Below are 17,444 nucleotides of genomic sequence, written 5' to 3' on the forward strand. Positions count from 1 at the left end.
CGTTATTCATCGTAGCACCATTTGCTACAACCGCACAGAACAGGTTTTAAACTCCTATTATAATTGCCCGTATCCTTCTTAACGATTGGTAGTTGGACGTGGCTTAAAAGAGTACCTGAATGGCGAGTCTGAGTCTATTAAGGAGGTGCAGGAAATGTACGCAATTATTGAAACAGGTGGTAAACAAATCAAGGTTACGGAAGGTCAGGAAATTTACGTAGAGAAAATAGCTGCAGAAGCAAATGATTCGGTGACATTTGATAAAGTACTTTTCGTTGGTGGCGACGATGTGAAAGTTGGCGCACCATATGTTGATGGTGCTAGTGTAACTGCAAAAGTTGAAAAACAAGGCCGTCAAAAGAAAATAACTGTTATTAAATTTAAGCCTAAGAAAAACTACCATCGTAAACAAGGTCATCGTCAACCGTATACGAAACTTGTAGTTGAGAAAATTAATGCATAAGGGTATATGCTATGATTGATGTAACGATATTCAGGTTAGGTGAGCAAATTGCGGCATTTGAAATTTCCGGACATGCTGGCAGTGGTCCATATGGATTTGATCTGGTATGTGCAGGTGTTTCAGCTGTATCCTTTGGTGCAGTTAATGCGGTACTTGAATTATGCCAAATTAACCTCGAAATTGAACAGGGAAATGAAGGTGGTTACCTTCATGTTGCACTTCCTGCCGATCTGGATGACAGATTAACGGCAAAAGTACAGCTCTTGTTTGCGGGCATGATCGTTTCATTAAAAACGATTGCAAGTGAATATAGTCAGTTTATTACAATAGTAAATAAGGAGGTGTAGTGACATGCTACGTCTGGATTTACAGTTTTTCTCACAGAAAAAAGGTGTTGGTAGTACCAAGAACGGTCGTGATTCTGAAGCAAAACGTCTTGGTGCAAAACGTGCAGACGGCCAGTTTGTGACAGGTGGATCAATTCTTTTCCGTCAACGCGGAACAAAAATTTATCCAGGTGAAAATGTCGGCCGCGGCGGAGACGACACACTTTTTGCCAAGACGGATGGTGTTGTGAAATTTGAACGCTACGGCCGTGATCGCAAAAAGGTAAGTGTTTACCCGGTGGCTCAAGAAGCGTAACACAAATTTCGGATGCAATAGAAGCAGGATTGAATTAACGGGAAATTTGATTTGTGCTTCAGCTTTTCATCTGGTTCAAAACCCTAGCCTGATTTATCGGCTGGGGTTTTTTATTTAGAATGAAATGAAGTTTTTCCTTATTTCTGCTATAATCTTGTTAATAATAGGGGGGCTTAAAGTTGGGCGAGAAAGAAATGGTGGATTTGCTTAGGCTATATCGGCATGACCTGATGAATGACTTGCAGATAGTCCAGGGATACGCATCTATGGGGAAATTGGATAAAGTCAAAACAAAAATTGCGGAATGTATGGATCGGTTTTATGAAGAAAGAAAACTAATGAGTCTTGGTGCTCCAAAATTTGCTCTCTGGCTGATTCAAGTTAATTCCATACATGCGAACATTAGATTGACATATTATATAAATATGGAAAATATTCATCTGCAGGCGATTGATGATACATTGGTAAAATATTGTCAATCGGCTATTGATCTGCTGGGGGAGCTGCTTGACAATATGGAATTATATAATGGGGAGCTTCACTTGGAAGCTACGCCATCAACTATCGATGCCCGCTTTTTGTTAGCTGGAAATTTTCCGAAAGAGCCAGTTTCCAAACTAAACAAAAAACATCCTAATAAAATGAGTTGCAGCAAAACGGATAACGGTGTAAGTTGTATCGTATCTATTCCGTTTTCCAGAATGAGGTGAGCAAGTAATGTTTGTAGATCAGGTTCGTGTATACATAAAAGCCGGTGACGGGGGTAATGGGCTTGTTGCCTACCGGCGCGAAAAGTATGTACCAAAAGGAGGTCCCGCCGGCGGAGATGGTGGAGATGGTGGAGATGTCGTTTTTGAAGTGGATGAAGGACTGAATACATTAATGGATTTTCGCTACAATCGCCATTTTAAAGCAAAACGCGGAGAAAACGGCATGAGTAAAAATCAGCATGGTAAAAATGCTGCACCGCTGATTGTGCCGGTTCCACCTGGGACAACTGTGATGGATGAGGATACGCAGGAAATAATCGCTGATTTAACATACCACGAACAGCGCGCAATCATCGCACACGGTGGGCGGGGCGGCCGTGGTAATTCCCGTTTTGCCACACCTCGCAATCCTGCACCAGAGTTTGCTGAAAATGGTGAACCAGGTCAGGAACGTAATGTCAAGGTGGAATTAAAACTGATTGCGGATGTCGGTCTTGTTGGTTTTCCAAGTGTAGGTAAATCTACATTTATTTCCGTAGTAAGTGCAGCAAAGCCAAAGATTGCTGATTATCATTTCACCACATTATCACCAAACCTGGGTGTAGTCGACACAAGTGATCATCGCAGCTTTGTTATGGCTGATTTACCTGGTTTAATTGAGGGTGCCCATTCAGGTGTCGGATTGGGGCATCAGTTTTTGCGGCATGTGGAGCGAACGAGAGTAATTGTCCATGTCATTGATATGGCGGGGACAGAGGGACGCGATCCATACGACGATTATGTAAAAATCAATCAAGAATTAAAAGAGTATGACCAAAAGCTTATGGACCGCCCGCAAATCATTGCGGCCAATAAAATGGACATGCCTGGTGCAGAGGAAAATTTACGATTGTTTAAGGGGAAACTGGAAGATGATTTCCCGGTTTTCCCAATTTCCACGTTGACAAAAGAAGGACTTCGCGATATTTTATTCGCAATTGCTGATGCATTGGATAGCATACCAAAGGCTGCGCCGAAAATGGAAGAAACGGAAGAAGCGGTTGTTTATCGTTATCAACGGCCACAAGCATCCTTTGCGATTTCCCGCGATGATGACGGTGCATTTGTGCTGTCAGGTGTTAAAATTGAAAAATTGTTTAAAATGACCGATTTTAATCGCGATGAGGCGGTACAACGGTTTGCCCGCCAGCTAAGAGGAATGGGTGTTGATGAGGCATTGCGCAAGCGTGGCGCCAAAGATGGCGATACGATAAGATTACTGGATTATGAGTTTGAATTTATTGAGTAATGATGCAAAGTTAAATTGATAAGGGAGTAGGTTTGATTGACGGTAAAGATAGGTTACTTGGGGCCAAAAGGAACATTTACCAAATTGGCCGTTGATGCTGCATTTAATGGGGAAGATAAACAAGCTTTTGACACGATACCAGCATGTATTGATGCCATTGATGGGGATGAAATTGATATTGGTGTTGTACCGCTGGAAAATTCTATTGAAGGGACCGTACATTTGACTGTCGATTATCTTGTCCATCAGGTGCGGCTGCCGATTGTTGCTGAAATCGTTGTGCCGATTCAGCAGCATCTGCTAGTTCGACCAGATTTTTCTGGTGATTTAGAAGAAATTAAGGAGATTCATTCACATAGACAAGCTATTGCACAGTGCCATCAATATATTCATGAATACATGCCAAAAGCATCGATTCACTATACTTCGTCTACAGGTAAGGCTGCCGAAATTGTCAGCACCCGTAATACAAGCATAGCAGCCATTGGTAATAAACTGGCAGCAGCAGAATTTGGTCTTTCGATCTATAGAGACAATATCCATGATTACCCGAATAACCATACACGGTTTGCAGTGTTAACGAAGGATAAACATAACATCCATATTCATCATGAGGTGAATGCAGAGAAAACAAGTCTTTTAATCACATTGCCGAGTGATTATGCTGGTGCCCTTCATCAGGTACTTTCAGCGTTTGCCTGGAGAAAAATGAATTTATCAAAAATTGAATCCAGACCAATGAAAACAGGACTTGGGAATTACTTCTTTATTGTGGACGTCAACCAGCCCTATGATGATGTACTATTCCCAAGTGTAAAGGCTGAATTAGAAGCATTGGGATGTAGTGTAACAATTTTAGGTACATATCCGGTCTACCAGTTGAATATATAAGAAAAATGGCGTTAGGAAATGGAGTGATGATTTTATTACGCATTAAACGTGTAATATGAAGTTTCACTATTTTACTATTGGTTTGCCATCAAACCGTCTATTATGATAGGCGGTTTTTAATTTAGTTTTCAACTTTTCCAAACTTCGTGCATATGTTGTAAATGAGTGATTAGCCCAATTGTAACTTTAAATGAAGGGAGTTTGGTTAAACTTGAAAATTCACGTTGTGCAAAAGGGTGATACATTGTGGGAATTAGCCAAAAAATATGGCGCTGATTTTGAAGAGTTAAAACAGCTTAATCCACAATTATCAAGCCCTGATATGATTATGCCGGGTATGAAAATAAAAATACCTGGTTCAACGAAGGCTGTACAAAAAGAAAGCATGAAACCGAAAGAGACACAAAAACCACTGGTCAATCAGCCATATAAAGAAATGTCACCAAAGCCAATGCCGGTTATTAAGGAAGATGTAAAGGAGAAACAGAAACCGATGCAGCCACAAATGCCGATGCAACCGCATATGCCAATGCAGCCGGAAGCATCCGTAAATCAAATACAACCGATCATCCAAATGCCAATTATGGAACAGGAAATGCAGAATTACACATCGATTAATTTTCCGGAAATGCCACATTATCCGGAGCCAAAGGAAAAGCCGGTAAAACATGAAAAGCCAATGCCACAGCCGCAACCAATGCCGCAGCCAGTAGCAATGGTGCCAATGTGCTGTCACGTTGTTCATCCGTGCCATCCGCCAATGCCGCATGATTATTTTCCAGTCATGGGAACTTTTGCTGGGGGACATATGCCATATCACCAGCCAATGAATTATGATCCAGCGGCGTATCCATCCTATCATCATCACGATCATCATGATCATGGCCATATGATGGAGTCACCAAGTATGGAGATGCCAGTTAAACCAGTTCAGACAAAAGGGGAAAAAGATTGTGGCTGCAAGGATAAAAAACCATTTCCGAAGCATTATCCAGGATATCAGATGAATCAGCCACCTGCATATGGCGGGTACCCAAACGATTTTCAGCCGTATCACGGATTTAACCCTAACCCACAACAAGCTTATGGAGAAAATCCAGCTTACGGGCAAATGTATCCACCACATATGACTCCAACCAATCAACCATTTCCTGCACCACCAGGGTACCCCGATTTTTCCGAATTTGATTACCGGTCCGACGAGGATGAATCTTCAGGTGAATAAGCTTAACCAAGGAGACGAGATGCGAATTGATCGCTTCTCTTCTTTTTTATATCAAAAGGGCAGGTTGGATTGTACGGAGATGAAGCCGGTCAAATCACATGTTTTCCGGATAAAAACCCCTAAAGAAGAGGAATATATTTTAAAAAAGCATGCTAAGCCAAAGATCCTGGAACAGCAATGGGATTTTTTTGAGCAATTGCCTGCGTCAGTCGTTGTTCCTTTCGTACGTTTTCCAAACGGCAGAAAGTATATAAAACATAACCAGTACTTCTGGACGCTTGCTCCATTTATTGATGGTGATAAGCTGAATTATGCGACAGCAGACGATCGCCAGGCAGCTTTGGTTACATTGCGCCAGTTTCATCAGGATGCGAAATCAATTACGGTGCAAAATCCGATTAAGCAGCAGCTTTTTTATATTCGCTGGTCCCGCAGGCTTTCAACATTTAAAAAAACGGAACATCATTTTCTGAAATATGGTTTTGAAACATTATTTCGCGATATTGTCCGAACAACAAAGCTGCATTTAGAACTCGTTAGTCAGTTGCCCTGGAGAGAAATAGAACAAAGGGCAGAAGAAAAAATGGAATGGGTACATGGTGATGTTGCCAGTCATAATTTTATTCGTAATTCAAGTGTCTATATGATCGATTTCGATTTGCTTTCACGCTCGCCTGTGCTTTATGATTATATTCAATTAGGTCAACGCTTTTTACCTTATTTGAATTGGGATTTTGACAAATTGCTGGCATATCAGATGGTGAGTGAGCGGCAATTGAAATTATGGATCAACGCTATCCTTGTTCCAACTGATGTATTGCGGGAATGGCTCCATTTTCTAAAACGGGGATCTGCTAATTCCGTTTATCATTACCTGTCCAGGATGGAAAGAGAATGGCTTATGCGGCATAGCTTTTTTAAAAAAGCGAAATTAATGCTAAAATCAATTTAGAAATGAATGCATATTAAATGGAGGAGCGATCATGATGCAGGAAACAGTAGACAAAATTGTACAGTGGTTACAACAACAGGTGAAAGAAACAGGTGTAAACGGGCTGCTGGTTGGAGTAAGCGGGGGAGTTGATTCAGCGGTTGTTGCCCATTTAATAAAGCGGGCCGTTCCACATCAATCGTTGGGAGTAATCATGCCTTGTAAAAGCAGTTCTGCTGATATAGAGCATGCCAAAGATGTAATTGAGAGCTGTGGTATTAATGCCCTGACGGTTGATCTGACGGAAACACACAATGTACTTTTTCAAACCATTCAACAACAAGTAACACATAAAAAAGAATGGCAGGAAAAAAATCATTCAATGGCGGATGCGAATTTGCGGGCCAGGTTACGGATGAGCACATTATATACCTTGGCGACGAATTATAACTATTTGGTTGTTGGGACAGATAACGCTGCCGAGTGGTATACAGGTTATTTTACAAAATATGGAGATGGTGGAGTGGACATCCTGCCAATAGTTGAATTTACGAAGCAGGAGGTCAGGGAAATGGCACGTTTTCTTGGTGTACCTGAACAAGTTGTTAATAAGAAGCCAAGTGCGGGCTTGTGGGAAGGGCAAACCGATGAAGCGGAAATGGGTATAAGCTATGCGGTCATCGATGCTTATTTGAGAGGTCAGGAAATCCCGGAGAAAGATAAGGAAACGATTGAAAGGCTTCATAAACGGACAGAACATAAACGGATCGGTGCAGAGCATTTCCAGGTTGATAAAGAAAGTATCTAATTGGAAATGGCCGTGCTACAGGCTTAAGAGAATGCATGCTTTTCCTGCTAAGGGATAATTTAACTGATTAAAAACACCTCTTTCATCCAAGCTAATTGGTAAGGAGGTGTTCTTTTATGAAACTTCGTGCAATCAGTAGTGCAGGTATTGGCTTCATGATGTTAGTTGGATGTTCGAATGTAAATACAAATAATGATGAAAACGCGCAAAATAATGCACCAAACCCCCAATCAATCCACTATGAGACCGACAATGAACATGCTGATCGATTAGGTGAGCGGGATAAATCGATTGGCGAACGTGGCGGTTATCCTCAAAGTGATCAAAGTGGTACGAATGCTTCAAATGGTCAGCAAGGTAATTTTACCGACAATTTTGTAAATGAAGAATCGGATAAGATCTACCAGCAGCTGATTAATTATCGGGAAATTAAACAGGCGCAAATCGCCATCACGGATGATAAAGTTATTGTAGCTTTAATGCTAAACGATTACCATGACCAAAATGTTCGTGATCTGGTTGTTAAGGAAGTTAAAAAAGTTGAACCGAATAAAGAAATTGTCATTTATACCGATGATATTCATTGGAATCGTGTAAAAAATATGAACTCGCGAGGATCAACCAATGGACATGCAAACCAACCGGGGGGAGAAAATGATTAACCTTTGCTTTACAGGCAGAGGTTTTTTTGATCACTTTGCGTATATTAACTTCTAGTAAACATCCACCAGCTAAAGCCAGCTATTACAATACTAACCATCAGTGGAAGCCCGCCACTGAATGAAGTTTTACTTTATATATAAGGAATTTTTTGTTATAGTAAGGAAGGAAATTTCTAGAGAGGAGAATGTCCTATGGCTGGTCATTCTAAGTGGAAAAATATACAACGCAGAAAAAATGCACAGGATGCAAAAAAAGGAAAAATTTTCATGCGCCATGCAAAGGATATTTATATGGCTGCTAAAGCAGGTGGTGGGGATCCGTCGACAAATGCAACACTCCGCTTGACTATAGATAAAGCAAAAGCTGACAATATGCCGAATGATAATATCGATCGTGCGATTAAAAAGGCAACAGGTTCACTTGATGGAGCGAACTATGAAGAATTCACATATGAAGGTTACGGCCCTGGGGGTGTAGCTGTTATCGTAAATATTTTAACAGACAACAAAAACCGTACTGCTGCTGAAGTCCGCCACGCTTTTAAAAAGAATGGCGGCAATTTAGGTGAAAATGGCAGTGTCTCGTTCATGTTTGATCGTAAGGGTTATATTGTTATTGAAAATGAAGATGGTTCTATTAGCGAAGATGAAATCACTTTGGAAGCGATAGAAGCAGGGGCAGATGATATCGTAGTTGAAGAAGGTGCCTATGAAATATATACTTCACCTGAAAACTTTACTGCCGTTTGTGAGCATTTGCGTAAAAATGATTACGAATTAGCGGACGCTGAAATCACCTTGATTCCCCAAACATACAGCAAGTTAGCTGCTGATGACGAACAGAAAATGCTGAATTTGATAGATGTGCTGGAGGATAATGAGGACGTTCAGGACATCTACCATAATTTAGAGGAATCAGAGTAATGTTTACTGATTCCAAGTAAAAACACCAATTGGGAACTCCCCTCTGTTGGTGTTTTTTTGTTTACGGGTATGAATGTGGTAAAATAGTGTCAGGACTTGCAGGAGGGGAAGATTCGAATGATCGCATACATAAAGGGGATTGTTGCATCTATTCATGAAGATTCTGTTATAATGGATGTTCAGGGGGTTGGGTACGAAATAATCTGTGCCAATCCTTTTGTGTTTCAGACATTGCTAAACAAGGAAGCATTTGTTTATACATATCATTATGTTCGGGAGGATACACAAGTATTGTATGGGTTTAAAAATCAGGACGAAAAATCGCTTTTCCAAAAGCTGCTTCAAGTGTCAGGTATCGGGCCTAAAGGGGCGCTTGCCATATTAAGTTCGGTAAATGTTGGGGACTTTGTCGCAGCAGTTGAGCGTGAAGATGATAAATTTTTAACAAGTTTTCCGGGAATAGGTAAAAAAACCGCAAGACAGGTTATATTAGATTTAAAAGGAAAATTGACAACGATGCTTTCATTGGAAGTACAACCAACCACGTTGGAAGTTATAGAAGCAACGGGAAAGGGATTAACGGATGCACAGGAAGCATTGAAAGCACTTGGCTATTCCGATCGGGAAATTAGAGCAATCATGCCAAAACTGCGAAATGAAGACACAGAAAATACAGATGAACTCATTCGTAAAGCATTAGGATTATTAGTGAAAAGTTAAGGGGGGCTAAAGAATGGATGAGCGAATGGTAACAGGTGAGTTACAAGCGGAGGATTCGACTGTTGAGCTTAGTCTTCGCCCCACAACATTAAATCAATATATTGGTCAGCAGAAGGTAAAAGAAAATTTGCGTATTTTTATTCAGGCAGCAAAAATGCGTGAAGAACCACTTGATCATGTACTGCTGTATGGACCACCTGGTTTAGGAAAAACAACCCTCGCGGCAATTATTGCCAATGAAATGGGAGTACAATTTCGCTCAACATCAGGACCGGCAATTGAACGGGCGGGTGACCTTGCTGCTATTCTTTCGTCACTTGAACCTGGGGATGTGCTGTTTATTGATGAGGTTCATCGTTTGCCACGTTCGGTTGAGGAAGTATTGTACCCGGCAATGGAGGACTTTTTCCTTGATATCGTGATTGGTTCAGGACCAAGTGCAAGATCCGTTCGCATTGATTTGCCGCCCTTTACGTTGGTTGGGGCTACAACCCGTTCTGGCCTCCTGTCAGCACCGTTGCGTGACCGGTTTGGGGTACTCAGCAGATTGGAATACTATGAAACCAAGGATTTATGTGCGATTGTCGAACGGACGGCTGATATTTTTGAAACAATGATTACCAAAGATGCAGCTAATGAGGTGGCAAGAAGATCGCGGGGGACACCACGTATTGCCAACAGGCTGCTAAAACGAATTCGCGATATTTCCCAGGTAAAAGGGGAAGAAGCAATTCGTTTAGAAACAACGGATCTCGCTTTACAGATGCTGCAAGTTGATGATGTTGGGCTCGATCATATCGACCATAAACTGTTAAAAGGCATTATTGATGGCTTCCAGGGTGGTCCGGTCGGGCTGGATACGATTGCTGCAACAATCGGCGAAGAGGCACAAACAATTGAAGATGTCTATGAACCGTATTTATTACAAATTGGTTTTATTCAGCGTACACCAAGAGGAAGAGTAGTAACCCCGAAGGCCTACCAGCATTTCGGATTAAAAGGAAACGATAGCGAATGAATATGGGAAAACTATTTATTATTTTAGGGATTGCGTTTATTCTAATTGGTATTATTTGGACATTTATTGGAAAACTTCCCGGTGACATTAGTTTTAAAAGGGGAAATTTCTCCTTCCATTTCCCAATCATGACATCGATTGTCGTTAGTATTATTTTGTCGCTTATTTTTTATCTGTTGGGCAAATTTCGTTAAGAGAACAAAGGCGTAAGCGCCCGGTTAGCGGCGTATATGCTGGACTGAGCCGTAGGAGATAAAGGAAACACGACGACCGGAGGAAGTCGATGTTGACTTATCGTACGGAGGTGAAGGAAGTATACTAGCCGCTGGGCGCTGGAGCCGGACGTGGCCTACTCTGGTATGAGCAGAATAGAGCCTGGATTTATATACTTTCTTATCTATCAAGTAAGGAGCTTCATACACCATGAACATTGAAGATTTTGATTTTGATTTACCAGAAGAACTAATCGCGCAAACACCGTTGAAAGATCGGGCGGCTTCAAGGATGCTGGTGTTAAATCGTGACGCTAAAACTATTGAACACAAGCATTTTACCGATATTAAAGACTACCTGAGAAAAGGCGACTGTCTCGTTTTAAATGATACACGTGTCCTGCCTGCCAGATTGTATGGCATTAAAGAAGATACCGGGGCTAAAATTGAAATCCTGCTTTTGCACCAACAGGAGGGGGACAGCTGGGAAGTGCTCGCTAAACCAGCTAAAAAGGTAAAAGCAGGAACAAAGCTCATTTTCGGTGATGGAAAACTAACGGCGACGTGTTTGGATACGTTAGAGCATGGCGGCCGGATTTTACAATTTGCATACGATGGAATCTTTTATGAAGTTTTGGATGAACTTGGTGAAATGCCACTGCCACCCTATATAAAAGAACAATTGCCGGAAAAGGAACGGTATCAAACGGTATATGCAAAAGAGGAAGGTTCCGCGGCGGCACCGACGGCAGGTCTGCATTTTACCAATGAGCTTTTGGACGAGATCAGGGAAATGGGTGTTACTATTGCCTTTATTACATTACATGTTGGATTAGGTACATTTCGGCCCGTGAGTGTTGAAAAAATCGATGAGCATAAAATGCATTCCGAGTTTTATCACATGACAAAAGAAACAGCTGCAACATTGACAAACGTAAAAGAAAATAATGGCCGGATTATCTCGGTTGGTACCACATCAACGAGAACACTGGAAACGATTGTCCGTGACCACGGTAAATTCCAGGAGGCGAGCGGCTGGACCGATATTTTTATTTATCCACCATATCAGTTTCGGGCAATTGATGGACTCATTACCAACTTTCATTTGCCAAAGTCGACGCTAATTATGATGGTAAGTGCTTTAGCAGATCGGGTAACAATTATGCAGGCGTATCATGAGGCTGTAAAGGAACGATATCGTTTTTTTAGTTTTGGCGATGCGATGTTAATTATTTAGGAGGATGTTCAAAAAGTCACCAAAAGCGAACTCGGGCGCTTACTTGTTTCCCATTTGGCAACTTTTTGAACATAAACTATTTGTGAAGGACGAATATAATGACAGCAATAACATATGAATTAATAAAAACATGTAAACAGACCGGTGCTAGGCTTGGTAAGGTGCATACCCCGCACGGTTCATTTGATACACCAATGTTTATGCCGGTTGGGACACTGGCGACGGTAAAAACCATGAGCCCCGAAGAATTAACGGAAATGAATGCGAAAATTATTCTTTCCAATACGTATCATTTGTGGCTAAGACCAGGTGAGGATATTATTCGGGACGCTGGCGGGCTTCATGCGTTTATGAACTGGGATAAGGCCATTCTTACTGATTCAGGCGGGTTCCAGGTTTTCAGTTTAAGTGACATGCGTGAGATAAAGGAAGAGGGTGTTCATTTCCGCAACTATTTAAATGGCGAAAAGCTATTTCTTTCTCCGGAAAAATCAATGCAGATTCAAAACGCGCTTGGTTCCGATATTATGATGGCTTTTGATGAGTGCCCGCCATATCCGGCAACACATGACTACATGAAGGCATCTGTCGAGCGGACATCACGCTGGGCTGAACGCTGCTTGGAAGCACATAACCGAAAAAATGATCAAGGGCTATTTGGCATCATTCAAGGCGGTGAGTTTGAAGATTTACGTAAACAAAGTGCTGAGGATTTGGCGTCATTGGATTTTCCAGGATATGCGATCGGCGGTCTTTCGGTTGGTGAACCGAAAGAAGTGATGAATCGGATGCTTGAATATACAACACCGCTCATGCCGAGTACGAAGCCAAGGTACTTAATGGGAGTAGGGTCACCAGATTCATTAATCGATGGTGCAATACGTGGGATTGATATGTTTGATTGTGTATTGCCAACAAGAATTGCCCGGAATGGGACATGCATGACATCAGCCGGCAGACTTGTCGTTCGAAATGCTGCATATGCCCGTGATTTTGGGCCGATTGATGACCAGTGCGACTGTTATGTGTGTCAAAATTACACACGAAGCTATATCCGTCACTTAATAAAATGCAATGAAACATTTGGATTTAGACTTACTACTTACCATAATTTATATTTTCTGTTAGAATTAATGGAGAAAGTACGAAAAGCGATACGTGAAGATCGACTTGGCGACTTTAAGGAAGCATTCTTTGATCAATATGGTTTTAATCAACCGAATGCAAAAAACTTTTAAGGAAGGGAGGAATCCATAAATGGACATGCTTATACAATTGTCACCAATTATTTTAATGTTTGTTATCTTCTATTTCTTGCTTATCCGTCCACAGCAAAAGCGGCAAAAACAAGTAAGACAAATGCAGTCTGATTTGAAAAAGGGAGATAGTATTGTAACAATTGGCGGTTTCCACGGTTCGATTCACCAGATTGATGAAAACATCGTTGTGATTGAAGCGGGTGATGGTACAAAACTGTCATTTGACCGTTCAGCAATTCGTGAAGTTAAAAGTTAGACATTTTTTCAGTTGGATGAGCAATGGACTATTGTTGAATAGGTATACCTGCCGAGTCTATTGCTTAGGCCACCAATCTTTATACATAGCAGTATAAAAAAGAAAAAGCGCTGCGAAATCCGTCAGCGCTTTTTCTTTTTGCCAGAAATAAGTAAACTGTTTAATGATTGCAGAATCGCATCCGCACCAAACATAAATGGGAGCATTCGCCTATTTTTCATCTGCAACAACCATGTTCACCCCGATTACCCCACCAAAAAGGGCTGCTGCAATAAATCCTAAATGGTGAAGTGACTGCTCTAGCGAAAATGTTTGTTCGTACCCCAAGTATTGAACCAGAAACGTGAAAAGTGTAAAACCGAGTCCGGTCACAGAGCCGATTACCCAGCCTTTTTGTTTTCCCTTTGCCCCGGCAACAATTCCACCAGTAAATAATGCTAGTAAACCGACTACTAATGTTACCCAGGATAATGTGTTTTCATTCATACCGGTAAATCTTAGCAGTAGTCCCAAAATAAAACTTGTGACCAGAATAAGTCCGAGTATTACAATCCAGCCATACAGTAAAGCAATAAATTGTTGTTTTTTCACGACGTTTACCCCCTTGTCCAGTTACTGTCATTCTATTCATGGAATAAAAAAATAGACTGAAAATATTTTTCTTTTCTCTGGCATATATTTTTAGGAGAAATGAATCGTGTATGGGGGAAGTGTCAAATGAATGTCATACTCGCATCACTTATTTTTATTGTCAGTTATATTTTAATAATGACGGAGAAATTGAATCGTGCTATCGTTGCCTTATTTGGCGGTGTCTTATTATTGTTATCGGGTATTTATACAGCGGACGATGTTTTTATGAATTATATCGATTGGAATACGATTGCACTGTTGTTTTCGATGATGGTGCTGATCTCGATAACGGAGAAGACTGGACTATTTTCCTTTATTGCGATTCGTTTCGCCCAGCGGGTAAAAGGTGCACCGATTCCATTACTGATTGGGGCAAGTGTGTTAACCGCTGTCGGATCTGCGCTATTGGACAATGTTACGACTGTCCTAATTTTTGTACCGATTATCTTAAAGATAACCAGGTTGTTAAACCTCCCTTCGTTTCCATATCTACTGGCAATCATTTTTAGTTCCAATATAGGTGGTACAGCTACTATGATCGGTGACCCTCCTAATATAATGATCGGACAGGCAGTAGATCATTTGACATTTTTATCGTTTTTACAGCATTTGGCACCGGTAGCTTTGATTGTTTTTTTAGTCATGTTACTCGCCATTGTGCTTCTCTTCCGCCGCACATTACAACATGACAAAGCAAATGAAAAAAAACTAATGGAAATTGATGCTGCGGAACAATTGATCAAAACACCAATGCTGTATAAATCGATTGTTGTATTAGGTCTAACCATTACAGGTTTTTTGTTTCAGTCTCTTTTGCATATTGAGTTAACAGCGGTTGCTTTATCTGGTGCCATTTTATTGCTGCTGTTAACCGAAAACGAAATTTCTGCAGAACATGTTTTCAAAAAAGTGGAATGGGTAACATTACTTTTCTTTATTGGGTTGTTTACACTTGTTGGCGGATTGCAGGAGGTTGGAATTATTGACGAGCTAGCTAAAGCGATCATCGTGACGACGGAGGGGGACTTTTCCAAAACGGCACTTTTAATATTGTGGGTTTCCGGCCTGTTCTCTGGTATTGTGGATAATATTCCGTTTGTTGCCGCAATGATTCCGGTTATACGTGAGTTTGAGAGTTATGGGTTGGTGTATCTTGACCCGATTTGGTGGTCACTGGCTTTAGGAGCCTGCTTAGGGGGGAATGCCACACTTGTTGGTGCTTCTGCTAATGTGGTCGTAGCGGGACTCGCGGAGGGGGCAAAGGAAAAAATTCCATTTATCCGCTTTCTGCTTTACGGAATCCCGTTCGTATTATTCTCGTTGGTTATTTCATCTATCTACATTTATATCCGTTATTTAATTCCATATATGGGACAAGCATTTTAAGAAACCGGCTATTTCAGATGTCAGAGGTCAGAAGTCAGAAATCAAATCTGATCCCAGACCTCTGACTTTTGACCCTCTGAAGTGGCAGGTTTTTTATTATCTCTTCACCGGAACACTGAGGGGTGATTTAAACCCATTTCTGAAGGAACGGAATCTGTTTCAGTTCCTCCTTGGTAATAAACCTTAAAACAAATAACAGGACAATATAGATACATGTTAAGATAATGAAGATAGAAAGCAAACCAAAAATATTTGACTCCATTAAACCATATATGTTCTTAAAAAAGTCACCAATAACCCATGTGATGACAAGCAATAAGATCATTTTAACAAGGTCTTTCAGTGGGATTGTAAAACGTATTGCCTTTCTTAGTGAGGCTAAGTGCAGCAGTGTAACTAAAACTACACTGACAACCATTGCCAAGGCAACACCCATGATTCCAAAGTTTGGATTTGATGCCAATAAAATGAGTACAGTAAATTTGCAGATGGCGCCAATTAAACTGTTCCACATTGCAGGTCTCGCTAAATCCAATGCTTGTAATGCCGCCTGAAGCGGGGCTTGAATGTAAAGCAATAAGTAAAATGGCGCCATGAGTACTAAAAATTTACTTGCATTCCCTGTCCCATACATATATGTTAAAATCGGTACGGAAAAAAGGGTCAGGACAATTGTTGCAAGGGCTCCGGAGGCAAATGATATGCGAATGGATTGATGAATCCGATAATGAATTAACCGGTTATGTTTATTCGCTTCTGCCTCTGATATTGACGGGACCAAGGCGATAGATAAGGAATTTGTAATAAATGTTGGCAAAAATAATAATGGAAGGGCAAAGCCGGTCAGTTCTCCATATTGTTTTGTTGCCAAATTGCTTGAAATTCCGGCAATCGCCAAGCTTTGCGCAACCAAAATTGGTTCTAAAAAATTGGAAAATGAACCAATTAAACGACTGCCTGTACTAGGCAAGGCAATTGAAAACAATTCTTTAAGTGTATCTTTGCTTGCTTTTAAATACTTGAAAAACCGATAGCGAATTTTCACCGTTTTTTTTCGCTTGAAAATTTGAATTAACACGAGTAACGAGATAAATTCACCAAGAATAACACTGAACATTGCACCAGCTGCGGCATATTCGATACCATAAGGGAGAAGCAATTTGACAAAGAAGGCAACACTTGTGATCCGTACAACTTGTTCGATTACCAGTGTAAAGCTTTGCGGTTTCATGTTTTGTTTTCCTTGAAAATATCCTTTGAGCACTGCTGAAATTGCCGTAATCGGGATAATCGGACTGATTGCCAATAAAGGATAAAGTGTCCGTTTATCCGTTAATGATGAAATAAAGGGAGCGGAAATAATCATAGCAGTTGTAAAGATAACGCTTGATATCGCGGTAACAATTAACGATACAGTGAGAATTTTTTTGACTTTAACCCGATCATTTCGCGCTTCCGCTTCCGCAACACGTTTTGATATAGCGACTGGCAAACCTAATTGTGTCAATGTCATAACCAGAAAAAGTGTCGGCAATGCCATCATATACAGACCAACACCTTCTTCGCCCATGAATCGTGCGAGCACCATGCGATTTATAAAGCCGAGAAAACGGGTTATCATGCCGGCGATAATCAATATTAATGTCCCTTGCAGAAATGATTGTTTGGTCATTTCGTACGACCTGCCTTCTCAAAAAATAAAATTTCGTATACAATGATATATATGCTATCGAGTTGGCCAAGCATGACAAGAAAGCGAATTTAACATTTTACGAGGAAACCAGGGAGATGGGGAGTCATACATAGTGTTTGATACGGTAATGGTGTAGAATAATAATAAATCCTGAAGGGTAAACAGGAGGTTGGGGCTTGGAAACTTTACGAAATGTTGAAGAATGGAAGCCTATGATGAAACCGGCTTTGGACAGTAAAACAAGTGAATTTAAGCTGTTGGGGTATGCACAGGCGACAAACGATGATATTTGGAATTGCTTAGTCCAGAAAGTCTGGAAAGGGAATCCCTCAAAACGATTATACGAGGTAGCACAGGATATTTTTCATCTTGCAGCAAATATGTATATGAGTTATTTAACGCTTCACGCTTATCAGGATGATGATTTGATGGCATCAATTGCCGCGTTAACCGGAGGCAGTGAAGCGGAAAGAACGGATCAATAAC

21 protein-coding genes and 1 other annotated feature are annotated in these 17,444 nt (G+C 40.9%); of the genes, 19 read left to right on the top strand and 2 right to left on the bottom strand.

Annotated features, from left to right (window positions below; all coding sequences use genetic code 11):
- The first annotated feature begins 18 nt into the window (after positions 1–18).
- Positions 19–140 (top strand) — a sequence feature (ribosomal protein L21 leader region).
- 14 nt (positions 141–154) lie between these two features.
- The 17 genes from rplU (at position 155) to yajC (ending at position 13,246) form a co-directional block, all read left to right on the top strand.
- A complete protein-coding gene (rplU, locus tag IEX12_RS01005) occupies positions 155–463 on the top strand; it encodes a 50S ribosomal protein L21 (RefSeq protein ID WP_088050766.1) in 309 nt (102 codons plus the stop codon).
- A gap of 11 nt (positions 464–474) precedes the next feature.
- Positions 475–810 carry a ribosomal-processing cysteine protease Prp gene (locus IEX12_RS01010; RefSeq protein WP_088050765.1) on the top strand — a complete coding sequence of 112 codons (336 nt, stop codon included), beginning with the start codon at positions 475–477 and terminating at the stop codon, positions 808–810.
- Positions 811–814: 4 nt separating this feature from the next.
- Positions 815–1,105, top strand: coding sequence for a 50S ribosomal protein L27 (gene rpmA, locus IEX12_RS01015; protein WP_088050764.1), 291 nt, complete (start codon positions 815–817; stop codon positions 1,103–1,105).
- A 179-nt stretch (positions 1,106–1,284) separates the two neighbouring features.
- Positions 1,285–1,815, top strand: coding sequence for a Spo0B domain-containing protein (locus IEX12_RS01020; RefSeq protein ID WP_088050763.1), 531 nt, complete (start codon positions 1,285–1,287; stop codon positions 1,813–1,815).
- Between the two features lie 7 nt (positions 1,816–1,822).
- Positions 1,823–3,103 carry a GTPase ObgE gene (gene obgE / locus IEX12_RS01025; protein WP_088050762.1) on the top strand — a complete coding sequence of 427 codons (1,281 nt, stop codon included), beginning with the start codon at positions 1,823–1,825 and terminating at the stop codon, positions 3,101–3,103.
- Between the two features lie 36 nt (positions 3,104–3,139).
- Entirely contained in the window at positions 3,140–3,994 is an 855-nt protein-coding gene (pheA, locus tag IEX12_RS01030; RefSeq protein WP_088050761.1) for a prephenate dehydratase, read from the top strand.
- Positions 3,995–4,205: 211 nt separating this feature from the next.
- Complete coding sequence (gene safA, locus IEX12_RS01035) at positions 4,206–5,219, top strand: SafA/ExsA family spore coat assembly protein (RefSeq protein WP_088050760.1); 1,014 nt, start codon at positions 4,206–4,208, stop codon at positions 5,217–5,219.
- A complete protein-coding gene (locus IEX12_RS01040; RefSeq protein WP_159457777.1) occupies positions 5,212–6,171 on the top strand; it encodes a phosphotransferase in 960 nt (319 codons plus the stop codon). The genes safA and IEX12_RS01040 overlap by 8 nt, the downstream gene beginning before the upstream one ends.
- Before the next feature lie 34 nt (positions 6,172–6,205).
- The gene (nadE, locus tag IEX12_RS01045; protein ID WP_088051016.1) at positions 6,206–6,958 is read left to right on the top strand and encodes an NAD(+) synthase; all 753 of its coding nucleotides are present in this window, start codon (positions 6,206–6,208) and stop codon (positions 6,956–6,958) included.
- Positions 6,959–7,074: 116 nt separating this feature from the next.
- Positions 7,075–7,620 (top strand): YhcN/YlaJ family sporulation lipoprotein, encoded by a 546-nt coding sequence (locus IEX12_RS01050; protein WP_088050758.1) that lies wholly within the window; start codon positions 7,075–7,077, stop codon positions 7,618–7,620.
- Between the two features lie 192 nt (positions 7,621–7,812).
- Complete coding sequence (locus IEX12_RS01055) at positions 7,813–8,544, top strand: YebC/PmpR family DNA-binding transcriptional regulator (RefSeq protein WP_088050757.1); 732 nt, start codon at positions 7,813–7,815, stop codon at positions 8,542–8,544.
- Between the two features lie 117 nt (positions 8,545–8,661).
- Positions 8,662–9,264 (top strand): Holliday junction branch migration protein RuvA, encoded by a 603-nt coding sequence (gene ruvA, locus IEX12_RS01060; RefSeq protein ID WP_102415067.1) that lies wholly within the window; start codon positions 8,662–8,664, stop codon positions 9,262–9,264.
- A gap of 13 nt (positions 9,265–9,277) precedes the next feature.
- Positions 9,278–10,282, top strand: coding sequence for a Holliday junction branch migration DNA helicase RuvB (gene ruvB, locus IEX12_RS01065; protein WP_088050755.1), 1,005 nt, complete (start codon positions 9,278–9,280; stop codon positions 10,280–10,282).
- Positions 10,279–10,476: a DUF2905 domain-containing protein gene (locus IEX12_RS01070; RefSeq protein ID WP_088050754.1), complete on the top strand. Its 198-nt coding sequence runs from the start codon at positions 10,279–10,281 to the stop codon at positions 10,474–10,476. The genes ruvB and IEX12_RS01070 overlap by 4 nt, the downstream gene beginning before the upstream one ends.
- A 229-nt stretch (positions 10,477–10,705) precedes the next feature.
- Entirely contained in the window at positions 10,706–11,731 is a 1,026-nt protein-coding gene (queA, locus tag IEX12_RS01075) for a tRNA preQ1(34) S-adenosylmethionine ribosyltransferase-isomerase QueA (RefSeq protein WP_088050753.1), read from the top strand.
- Between the two features lie 98 nt (positions 11,732–11,829).
- The gene (gene tgt, locus IEX12_RS01080; protein WP_102415068.1) at positions 11,830–12,969 is read left to right on the top strand and encodes a tRNA guanosine(34) transglycosylase Tgt; all 1,140 of its coding nucleotides are present in this window, start codon (positions 11,830–11,832) and stop codon (positions 12,967–12,969) included.
- Between the two features lie 19 nt (positions 12,970–12,988).
- Complete coding sequence (gene yajC, locus IEX12_RS01085; protein WP_088050751.1) at positions 12,989–13,246, top strand: preprotein translocase subunit YajC; 258 nt, start codon at positions 12,989–12,991, stop codon at positions 13,244–13,246.
- Positions 13,247–13,456: 210 nt separating this feature from the next.
- Here yajC and IEX12_RS01090 read toward each other — a convergent pair whose 3' ends face one another.
- Positions 13,457–13,837: a TIGR04086 family membrane protein gene (locus IEX12_RS01090; protein WP_088050750.1), complete on the bottom strand. Its 381-nt coding sequence runs from the start codon at positions 13,835–13,837 to the stop codon at positions 13,457–13,459.
- A gap of 126 nt (positions 13,838–13,963) precedes the next feature.
- Here IEX12_RS01090 and IEX12_RS01095 point away from each other — a divergent pair, with 126 nt between their 5' ends.
- Positions 13,964–15,265 (top strand): ArsB/NhaD family transporter, encoded by a 1,302-nt coding sequence (locus tag IEX12_RS01095; RefSeq protein WP_188724562.1) that lies wholly within the window; start codon positions 13,964–13,966, stop codon positions 15,263–15,265.
- A gap of 127 nt (positions 15,266–15,392) precedes the next feature.
- Here the strand turns inward: IEX12_RS01095 and spoVB are convergent, their stop codons facing one another.
- The gene (gene spoVB / locus IEX12_RS01100) at positions 15,393–16,937 is read right to left on the bottom strand and encodes a stage V sporulation protein B (RefSeq protein ID WP_088050748.1); all 1,545 of its coding nucleotides are present in this window, start codon (positions 16,935–16,937) and stop codon (positions 15,393–15,395) included.
- A gap of 197 nt (positions 16,938–17,134) precedes the next feature.
- Between spoVB and IEX12_RS01105 the strand changes: the two genes are divergently transcribed.
- A complete protein-coding gene (locus IEX12_RS01105) occupies positions 17,135–17,443 on the top strand; it encodes a post-transcriptional regulator (protein ID WP_088050747.1) in 309 nt (102 codons plus the stop codon).
- The last annotated feature ends 1 nt before the right edge of the window (position 17,444 follow it).

Origin of the sequence: Lentibacillus populi, from assembly GCA_014642895.1 — a bacterium.
In the GTDB taxonomy this organism is placed as follows: Bacteria; Bacillota; Bacilli; order Bacillales; family Amphibacillaceae; genus Lentibacillus_C; species Lentibacillus_C populi.